This is a genomic window from Flavivirga jejuensis, assembly GCF_030540765.1.
Classification (GTDB): Bacteria; Bacteroidota; Bacteroidia; order Flavobacteriales; family Flavobacteriaceae; genus Flavivirga; species Flavivirga jejuensis.
Genome location: NZ_JAUOEL010000010.1, coordinates 120,343 through 129,897 on the forward strand (window position 1 = coordinate 120,343; position 9,555 = coordinate 129,897).

A 9,555-nucleotide genomic window follows, 5' to 3' on the forward strand; every position below is an offset into this window, starting at 1 on the left:
AGTTTAGTTTAATCCAAAATGAGCCACCCAAAATATTTATTATACTTTTTCGTTAGTTTTATTTCTTTTGCAAAAATTTCAGCTCAGAATTCAATAGCTTCGAAAATATTTGATTTTAACTCAAACATACCTGTTCAAGACGTTTCTGTATTAGTTAAAGGCACCCAAAAAGGAACTTATACAGACAAAAATGGGGTCTTTCACTTAGATAATATTGATAATAACGCTATAATAATTTTATCTAAAATAGGTTATAATTCTTTAAGCATAGCTATTAAAGATGTAGACGATATTATTTATCTAGAGCCCGAAATTAGTTTGCTAAAAGAAGTAACGATAAGAACGTTTTCTAGTAGTCAATTAAAAAAGGTGGTTCCAGGCCAAATTCATTTTTCTCAAAAAGATATAGAACGCCTTCCTTTTATTTTGGGAGAAAAGGACGTAATTAAATTAATTCAATATACACCAGGTGTTCAACAAGCAACCGAAGGTCAATCGGGGCTATTGGTAAGAGGGGGGAACGGAAGCATGAATTTAACGCTTTTGGATGATATGTATTTGCATAATACATCACACTTAGGCGGTTTGTTTTCTGCTATAAATTCTGATTTTGTCCATTCTTTAGAATTCTCAAAAGCTGGTTTCGATGCTAGTTTTGGAGGCCGATTATCTTCTGTTACAGATATAAAAACCTTAAAAGCTGCCGATAGCACCTATTTTAATGGAAGTTTAGGCCTATTATCAACAAAATTAACTGGTAATATAAAAATTAACGAGAAACATAGTTTATTAATATCAGGCAGGAGAACATACTTAGAAGTTTTTAAACCTTTTATTAAAGATGAGAATTCTGTACTGGGTAAAAATAACAACTATTATTTATACGATTTTTATGCTAAGCACAGTTTTCTAGTATCAAAAAAAGGTAAAATTGAGACTAAAGTTTATTTAACAAGAGATGATTTTATAGATAAAACGAATGGAAGGAATAGAAAATTAAATTGGGGTAATTTTTTATTAGGGACAACTTATAGCCATCAATTCTCTAAAAGTTTCAGTTCTAAAACAACCATTAGTAACAGTTTCTACGAGTTTTCTTTGAGTAGCGATGATTTTATTTATGATTATTATGCGAATAGTACGTTTAATGTTTTTAGTTTAAATCACCAATTTCTATGGGATAAACCTAACTATCTATTTAAAGTGGGAGCTAGTTATAATAAAAACAAAATACTTCCTAAAGATGTTCAAGCAAGTATTGATGAATCGCCCATTGAAATTTTAAATCAAGAAACTTTTAAATATGACGATATTAATATATTTGGAGATTTAGAATTTTCAATTTCTGAAAAACTAAAGGTTAAATCTGGATTAAGGCTCTCAGCCTATTTAACGGAGTCTAACGGATTGGTTGATCGTGATAAAAGATACAATTTAGAACCTAGATTAAGTATTCGGTATAAATCTTCAGATAATCAAGCGTATAAATTTAGCTACCAAAGACTGAATCAGTTTATACACCAAGCCTCTATTAGCTCATTTAGTTTGCCTGCAGATTTCTTTTTAATAAGTACTAAAAATATAAAACCTCAAGTAGTAAATCAAGTAAGTTTAGGGTATATTTATGAAGAAAACGGGTTGCAATTTAATAGTGCATTATTTTTTAAAAATGTTTCTAATTATACTGAATTTACCAACGGATCTATTAATAATTTATTTTCGAACAATATTTATGAAGATATAGTTGTAGGTCAGTTTAATGCTTATGGGCTAGAATTAAGTGTTAATAGAAAAATAAATAAACTTACCATGCAAGGTGCGCTCACACTATCCAAAACTATCGCCAAATTTGACGATATAAATCAAGGGAATTACTTTGCAACTAGTTTCGACAGACCCATAAACGTTAACACTATAGTAAACTACAAATTAAATAATAGAATAGAACTAGGAGCCATATTTTTGTTTACTAGTGGTCAAAATTATACGAAACCTCAAGATATAAGAATTATAAACGAACGCCCCATAATTAATTTTGAAGCTAAAAACGCGTCTCGTTTCCCTAATTATCACCGTTTAGATTTATCTTGCACTTACTCTTTTAAAAAGAAAGGAAACTGGAGTTCAAAATTAAATTTAACGCTATACAATGCTTACAATAATAAAAACCCGTTTCAGATCTATTACTCAACAGCTGGAGATACAGATGATTCCTTTGTAGAGATTATTGAAAACAGAGATGACCTCTTTCCTTTTTTACCGACATTAAATTGGTTATTTTCTTTTTAAATTAAATTTATTATGAATAAAATCCTTTTTTCATTAGTAGTATTGGTTACGTATAGTTGTGTAGATACAGATGCAGATATTTTATCATCCGATCCACTTACTGTTGAGGGAGAGATTAAAGAAAATGCATTTGCTGAAATACGTTTAACCAATAGCTTATTTTTTGAAGGCATTATTGATTCCTTAGAGATTGCTAAATCAATTGAAACGAAGGCTCTTGTTGAAATTTCTAATGGAGAAACATCAGAAATATTAACTTTAAAAAGAGAAGATTCTAAATTCCCCTTTCTATATTATAGAAGCAATATTATAAAAGGTGAATTAGGGAAAAATTATGATTTATCAATTACCATTAGGGGGAAAACCTTTATTTCAAGTACAGAACTTCCTGAAAAGTCTGAAATATTAGATATTAATTTTTTAGAGTATATTGAAGATGGTGTATCTGATCCAGATTATAGAGATGTTAAATTAACTGTTAGTAACGATGTTTCGTCAACTAAATACTTTAAAGTGCTAATTAGAAATGAAAATGAAGATAAGTTTGGTTTAGGCAGTCCCTTTATTTTTAATACAGAAAATATTTCTACCGATAGCTTTCCTCTTGTAGTTAGATATCTAAAATTTGACGATGGACATAAAGAGAATCAATTTAAAGTTAATCAGGCTATGGTGTTGCAGCTTGTAGCTATAACAAAAGAGCAATTTGACTTTTGGAAATCGGTTAAGGGAGACGAGTCTACTTTTGTGGAAAACTCCTCGTTTACTAACGAGGTTGTTACTAATATTAGCAATGGAGCTTTTGGGTATTGGTCTGGAGAAAATGTTGAATCTATCAGGTTTAAGATTCTTGAAGAATAAAGAGGTTGTCTAAAAGTGACATTTTGAATGCAATGAAGCATCTTTGAAAGCTTTAATGTTTTTATTTTTTAGACAAATAAGATGCTTCGATTTGCTACCATTGACGTGTTTTTATAAATACTTAATTTATAATTGTTTGTTCATTCTGAGCAAAGCGAAGAATCTTTATAATTAATCTCTAAGATTCTTCAGTCGTAAGCTTCGCTTATATCTTCAAACAAAATATATTTTGTTTTCGATAGCCTTCTGAATGACACTAACTTTTTTGCAAACATAGGATGACAAGCACTTTGTTTTGCTAAGAATAACAAAGTTTATCAAATTTAAGATTCTTAAAAAATAAAGGCTACCTTTTTTAGGTAGCCTTTATTCGATAATTGTATTTTTTTGTGTCTTTTAAACTTACAATTCTATACCTTCAAAAAGATCTTCGTAAGCTTCAAAAACAGCATCAAACTTGTCTTCTAGTTCTGTAAATGAACCTTCAATATAGGTGTCAAAATCGTTAGACGTACCATCTTCAAATAAGAATCTTATATTAATGATGTCTTCAGTGATTTCTACATATTCACCTGACTGAGTATCTGGGTTATATACATAACTCGTTTGAGTTTCCTCATCTTTATAAAATTCTGTTTTAGCAATAGATTTAGTATCGATACTCAACTCTCCAATAATATTACTATTTAATAAAGCAATTTGTTCGTCTATAGAAAGTTCGCTGTCAGTATTAAAGTTATCATCTGTAGCTGTTATAGTTAACTTGGCATCTAAAAATTGAAATGATATAGCTACATTATCAATGATATCATCAATGTTAGCATTTTCATTGTTGAAATCTCCATTTGTAGTAAAGTTATAGCTAGTAATAACAGTGTCGCCAATTTTAAATTCAAAAGATTGCGTAATTGATGTGTTATTATTATTAGAATAAGATGTAGTAAATACAAACCCACCAATAGTAGTGATGTTGTTAATACTCAATGGAATTAATTGATCATCTTGAAAAGATGCCGTAAAATCTTGAGAAAATACTGTGGTCGTATTGATTTTTAGATTTGCTTTAATCAAAGTAGGTAATTCTTCAGTGTCATCGCCACCAGCAATTGTCGTGTTGAAGTCTGTAAAGCTAAATACAGCCACTTTATCATTGTAGCTTATATTATAAATAATATCGTCGCTCTCACCTGTTTTGTCAAACTCTTCAGTGGTTGCATTCCATTCATATACTCCTGTTTCTTCATTAAAATCATCAACAAGAGAATTTTCTGCTATAATGGCTGTTGATTGTTTTGCATTAAATAAAACAATATCAGTATTTTCAGTTTTCATTGAAGATACATTATTTATTGTATTGAATGCTATTTCTTTAAATCCAGAAGACTTAGTCGTTGTAGAACCATTTATGTACTCTGCCAATTCAATGATTTCGTTTAATGCGTCATCATTTTTAAAGTCTTCTATTTTATTTAGTAATTCAATACTATTATTTTCTAATTGTTCTTTACCTTCTTCTACAGTTAAAGAACCTGTTATTCCAGAAGATACATCATCATCACTTTTACATGAGATATTAGAAGCTAATATTAAACTTAAAAGGGCGAAGCTAATTTTTTTTTTCATTGTTAACGTTTTTTAGATTGTAGGCGCAAATATACATTTTACCTTATAAATGGGTTGTTTTTTTTTTTAATAAAAAATATATCTTGACTAATGTCGATATTTATGTGCTATATGTCGGAATATTTATTTATTGTGTTAATATTTTAAATTGTTACTATATAATTGGTATGTTTAAATCGATGAAAAGCAATTAAAAATTGATTTATAAATAGCTCTTTTTCAACTATGAAACATAATTAGGTTAATATGTTGAAAATAAAATAAATAACTGCGTTTTAAATATGTAAAGTATTGATTTTTAATATTTTATTTAGACTGATTAAAAATAATATTATTTTTTATTTGTATTTAGTCTAAATAAACATAATTTTGCGTTTTAATAAAACTTAAAATGCGATTAGTTATATTATTTTTTATGCTTACAACAAGCATATTTTATTCTCAAACAACTATAGATTCAATAACAGTTAACGCTATTAAAGAAGCCTTAAAAGAAGAGATTAAGGAAGAGCTGAAAGCAGCATTAAATTCAAAAGCAACTTCAAAAAACAGATGGGACAAGCTTAGCTTAAGAGGTTACGGCGTAATAAATTATTATAGTAATAATTACGATACCGATCCTACATTAACAGATAAATTTGATGCTGAGCGCTTAAATTTATATCTAGAATACCAATTTTCGGATAGAATAAGTTTAAAAACTGAAATTGAATACGAACATGGAGGTACAGCATCTTCCGTAGATTTAGATACTCAAGAAGAATTTGGCGAGTTTGAACAAGAAATAGAAACTGGTGGAGGTGTTAAGTTGGAACAGGTTCATATTAATTTTAAGATAAAACCATACTTTAATATTCGGGCTGGAAAAATAAAAATGTATTTTGGGTTACATCAAAATCTAGATACACCATTACAATATTTTACAACCACTCGCCAAGAAATGGAGAATGCTATATTGCCTCTTGGGTGGTATGAAACTGGGGTAGAATTTTACGGAACCTTCGCTAAAAGATTTAATTATAGAGCATATGTTGTTAGCGGTTTAGATGCCTCTGGGTTTTCTTCTAGAGGTTGGATAAAAGAAGGGTATCAACAACGTTTTGAAATGGTAAATGCAGAGTCGTTTGCATTTGCAGCTCGATTAGATTATAAGTTCGGAACACATAAAGATACATACCTGGGTATTGGGGGGTACATAAACGATTCTGCAGCCAACAGACCTAAAGATGATATGAGTGAAAGTGCTTATGTTACCTTAGTTGAAGGACATATTACCTACAATGAAAATAACCTTCGTTTTAATGTAATTGGACTTTACGGAAATTTAGAAAACTCAAATATTGTATCGTTACGTAATGCTAATTTATCTAACAATTTAGGTGTAAAAAGAACCCCAGTTGGTAAAAATGCTTTAGGATTTTCAGCAGAACTAGGATATAACATTTTGCCATTAATAAAAACAGATAGCAAACAAATGCTTTATCCGTTTATGCGTTACGATTATTATGATACCATGCAAGATGTAGAGGGGAGTATTATAGATAATCCACGTTGGGAACGTAACACCATTACTGGGGGGCTTAATTGGTTTGTGCATCCACAAATTGTTGTAAAAATGCAATATTCAGACCGCCGTTTAGGATCTGAAAACTATGACTTTTCAACATTAGAATTAACAGGAAAAAAACAACACGATAGAACCTTTTCAACAGGGGTAGGATTCAAATTTTAATAATAAATAAATACAAAAAACATGAAGAACATATTTTTATTAGGCTTAATTACTTTAATATCACTAACGAGTTGTAGTGATAATGATGATAATACAGAAATGGTTGACCCAAACGCAACACTTTACACTGAGGTTTTAACCAATCTATCTTTAAGTGTTATAACAGAAACGTATAACACCTTATATACTAATGCCAATGCATTAAATAACACAGTAGCAACCTTAACAATTGGAGACGATACAGCATTACAAGCCGTAAAAGATGCTTGGGTCGCTACACGTACGCCATGGGAAAAATCAGAAGGTTTTTTATATGGACCAGTAGATACTGAGGGGATAGACCCAGCTATTGATTCTTGGCCAGTAGATGTTACCGCTATTAATAACATTCTTGCTAGTAGCAACACCATTACTTCAACGTTATTGGAAAGTAATAATGAAGCCAGAGGGTTTCATACCATCGAATATTTTATTTGGGGATTAGATGGCGATAAATTAGCTTCAGAATTAACAGATCGGGAAATAGAATATTTAATAGCAGCTACAGAAAATTTAGAAGCGCAAACTCAAGAATTATATTTTGGGTGGTTAGCATCTCAAGGTAATTTTGTTGCAAATTTTTTAACAGCAGGAACTTCTGGGTCAATATACACATCTCAAAAAGGTGCCTTACAAGAAATAGTTGAAGGCTTGGTTATTATTGCAGATGAAGTTGCTAATGGTAAAATAGAAGAGCCACTTAATGGGAACAATGGCGATGCCAAACCAGAAGCTGAAGAATCTCGTTTTAGTAACAACTCTAAATTAGATTTTGCAGATAATATGAGAAGTATCCAAAATATTTATTTAGGAGACTATAACGGAACAAGTAATAAAGGTGTTACAGATGTTGTTATGACAGTAGATGAAACTCTTGATACCACTATTAAAACGGCTATTTCTGATGCTATTTCTGCTATTGAGTCTATTCCAGGAACATTTACAGATGCCATAGTAAATAACAGAACAGCGGTAGAAAATGCGCAAACTAAAGTAGCCGATTTGTTAACTATTTTGGAAACAGATTTAGAGCCGCTTATTTCAAACTTATAGTCATTAAAACTCTTTTGTAAAATGAAAGTGGCTGTTTAAAAAGTTTTTATTTTTGTCAAGTTTTATACAACACAGAACAATATTTTTCAGACAGCTTCTTTCTAGTTTTAATCTCTTACCTTATGAAAATTAAAATAATAAAATACAGTATCTCCTTTATTATTATTATTCTATTCTCTTGTGCATCAGATAATGGTGATAGCTATATAGAACTTCCCAATCTTGAAGATCGGTTATATGCAGGTGGAGAAACGACTATTTTTTTAACATCCAGTAATTCGTTTAGCACTCCAGCGCCTAATTTATCTTCTAACAATTTAGATATGCATCTTGATGGAGATTTTCAATTTGAAGCAGCCTTTGTTACTGCTCCTGCAACCGTAAATTCAGGAATTGGTCCTATTTTTAATAATACATCTTGTGTGTCTTGTCACCCTAAAGATGGAAGAGCCCCTTTTCCTAGTGATGTTAATAGTTTAAGTGGATTTTTTTTAAGAACAAGTGCTTCAGGACAAGCTGCAAATGGCGGTCCAATGCCATTACCAAATTACGGACTTCAAATACAAAACCAAGCTATTTTTGGATATGAAGCCGAAGCAAAATTTCAAGTGGATTATACTCAAATTGTTGAAACATTAGCAGATGGAACCGAAGTAACACTCCAAAAACCAAATTACTCTGTTGTTGATGCATATACTGTGTTTCCAGCAGATGCTTTGTTATCCCCTAGATTAGCGCCACCAGTTTTTGGTCTAGGTTTATTGGAAGCAATATCAGAAACCGATATTTTATCGAATGAAGATATTAATGATTCTAATGGTGACGGCATTTCTGGTAAGGCAAACTATGTCTATGATTTAATTTCTGGTGAAATGAAAATAGGCCGCTTTGGTTGGAAAGCAAATACAGCTACAATTTTAGAGCAATGTGCAGGGGCGTATAGTGGAGATATGGGTATAACAACCTATTTAATTCCAACTGAGACAGGCGATGGACAAACTAATGGAAATGATGGTTTAGGAGACGATCCAGAAATTACCGAAGATATTTTAGACGAAGTGGCGTTTTATTGTAAAACCCTTGCTGTTCCTGGACCAAGAGATTTAGATGATGATTCTGTACGAAAAGGGGCTAGTCTTTTTGAGCAAATAGAATGTGCTAAGTGTCATATTCCAAGTATGGAAACTGGATCAAGCGATATAGCAGCCATAAGTAACCAAACGATTTATGCGTATACCGATATGTTGTTGCATGATATGGGAGATGAATTGAGCGATAATAGACCAGATTTTTTAGCTGATGGAAATGAATGGAAAACAAGACCACTTTGGGGTATTGGATTAACGGAAGTGGTAAACGGACATACCGATTTTTTACATGATGGAAGAGCCAAAAGTATTACTGAAGCTATTTTATGGCATGGAGGAGAGGCAACAGTAGCTAAAGAGAACTTCAAGGCTCTTAATACACAAGATAGAGAAGATGTTTTAAGATTCATTAATTCATTATAATATTATCTGTTTTGTATTTTAGGTTTTAAAAAATAAAGATTTAGGTAGTTATCCTACTATTTTATTATTACTAGTGATAATTGGTATTCTCCACGGGTAGATATTGAGACAAAATCTATTTTAAAACAAGCCATTACAACAATAGGTTAAATCTTCTTGAGGGGCTAAAAAATGTCATTCTGAATGTAATGGAGTTTTTATGTCATCATAGGCTATCGAAAACAAAATACATTTTGTTTGAAGATATAAGCGAAGCTTACGACTGAAGAATCTCTTATGGTTTTTAATATTTTGATTTTTAAGTTGATAAGATTCTTCGCTGTGCTACCATTGACGTCTGTTTCAAGTATTTGATTTTTAGAGTTTTAAAAATCACACTTGAACAACCTTTAAACCTAGTTCTTTAGCCATTCTTGTAACAGAGCGTTGCTTGTTGACTAACATTAT

Annotated in this window: 6 protein-coding genes; 5 read left to right on the top strand and 1 reads right to left on the bottom strand. The window is 31.0% G+C overall.

What is annotated here, in order from left to right:
* The first annotated feature begins 18 nt into the window (after positions 1–18).
* A complete protein-coding gene (locus Q4Q40_RS22600) occupies positions 19–2,289 on the top strand; it encodes a TonB-dependent receptor (RefSeq protein ID WP_303304334.1) in 2,271 nt (756 codons plus the stop codon).
* 12 nt (positions 2,290–2,301) lie between these two features.
* On the top strand, positions 2,302–3,150 hold the full coding sequence (locus Q4Q40_RS22605) for a DUF4249 family protein (RefSeq protein WP_303304335.1): 849 nt from the start codon (positions 2,302–2,304) through the stop codon (positions 3,148–3,150).
* 402 nt (positions 3,151–3,552) lie between these two features.
* Here Q4Q40_RS22605 and Q4Q40_RS22610 read toward each other — a convergent pair whose 3' ends face one another.
* The gene (locus Q4Q40_RS22610; RefSeq protein ID WP_303304336.1) at positions 3,553–4,773 is read right to left on the bottom strand and encodes a hypothetical protein; all 1,221 of its coding nucleotides are present in this window, start codon (positions 4,771–4,773) and stop codon (positions 3,553–3,555) included.
* Positions 4,774–5,164: 391 nt separating this feature from the next.
* On the opposite strand from Q4Q40_RS22610, the gene Q4Q40_RS22615 reads away from it, so the two are divergent.
* The 3 genes from Q4Q40_RS22615 (at position 5,165) to Q4Q40_RS22625 (ending at position 9,108) form a co-directional block, all read left to right on the top strand.
* Complete coding sequence (locus Q4Q40_RS22615) at positions 5,165–6,505, top strand: putative porin (RefSeq protein WP_303304337.1); 1,341 nt, start codon at positions 5,165–5,167, stop codon at positions 6,503–6,505.
* Between the two features lie 21 nt (positions 6,506–6,526).
* Entirely contained in the window at positions 6,527–7,597 is a 1,071-nt protein-coding gene (locus Q4Q40_RS22620; protein ID WP_303304338.1) for an imelysin family protein, read from the top strand.
* A 122-nt stretch (positions 7,598–7,719) separates the two neighbouring features.
* The gene (locus tag Q4Q40_RS22625; RefSeq protein ID WP_303304339.1) at positions 7,720–9,108 is read left to right on the top strand and encodes a di-heme oxidoreductase family protein; all 1,389 of its coding nucleotides are present in this window, start codon (positions 7,720–7,722) and stop codon (positions 9,106–9,108) included.
* Positions 9,109–9,555 lie beyond the last annotated feature (447 nt).

Excerpts from the sequence above, each read along its gene's own strand:
- Q4Q40_RS22600 (WP_303304334.1), top strand. The coding sequence starts at position 19 with ATGAGCCACCCAAAATATTTATTATACTTTTTCGTTAGTTTTATTTCT.
- Q4Q40_RS22615 (WP_303304337.1), top strand. The coding sequence starts at position 5,165 with ATGCGATTAGTTATATTATTTTTTATGCTTACAACAAGCATATTTTAT.
- Q4Q40_RS22610 (WP_303304336.1), bottom strand. The coding sequence starts at position 4,773 with ATGAAAAAAAAAATTAGCTTCGCCCTTTTAAGTTTAATATTAGCTTCT.
- Q4Q40_RS22620 (WP_303304338.1), top strand. The coding sequence starts at position 6,527 with ATGAAGAACATATTTTTATTAGGCTTAATTACTTTAATATCACTAACG.
- Q4Q40_RS22625 (WP_303304339.1), top strand. The coding sequence starts at position 7,720 with ATGAAAATTAAAATAATAAAATACAGTATCTCCTTTATTATTATTATT.
- Q4Q40_RS22605 (WP_303304335.1), top strand. The coding sequence starts at position 2,302 with ATGAATAAAATCCTTTTTTCATTAGTAGTATTGGTTACGTATAGTTGT.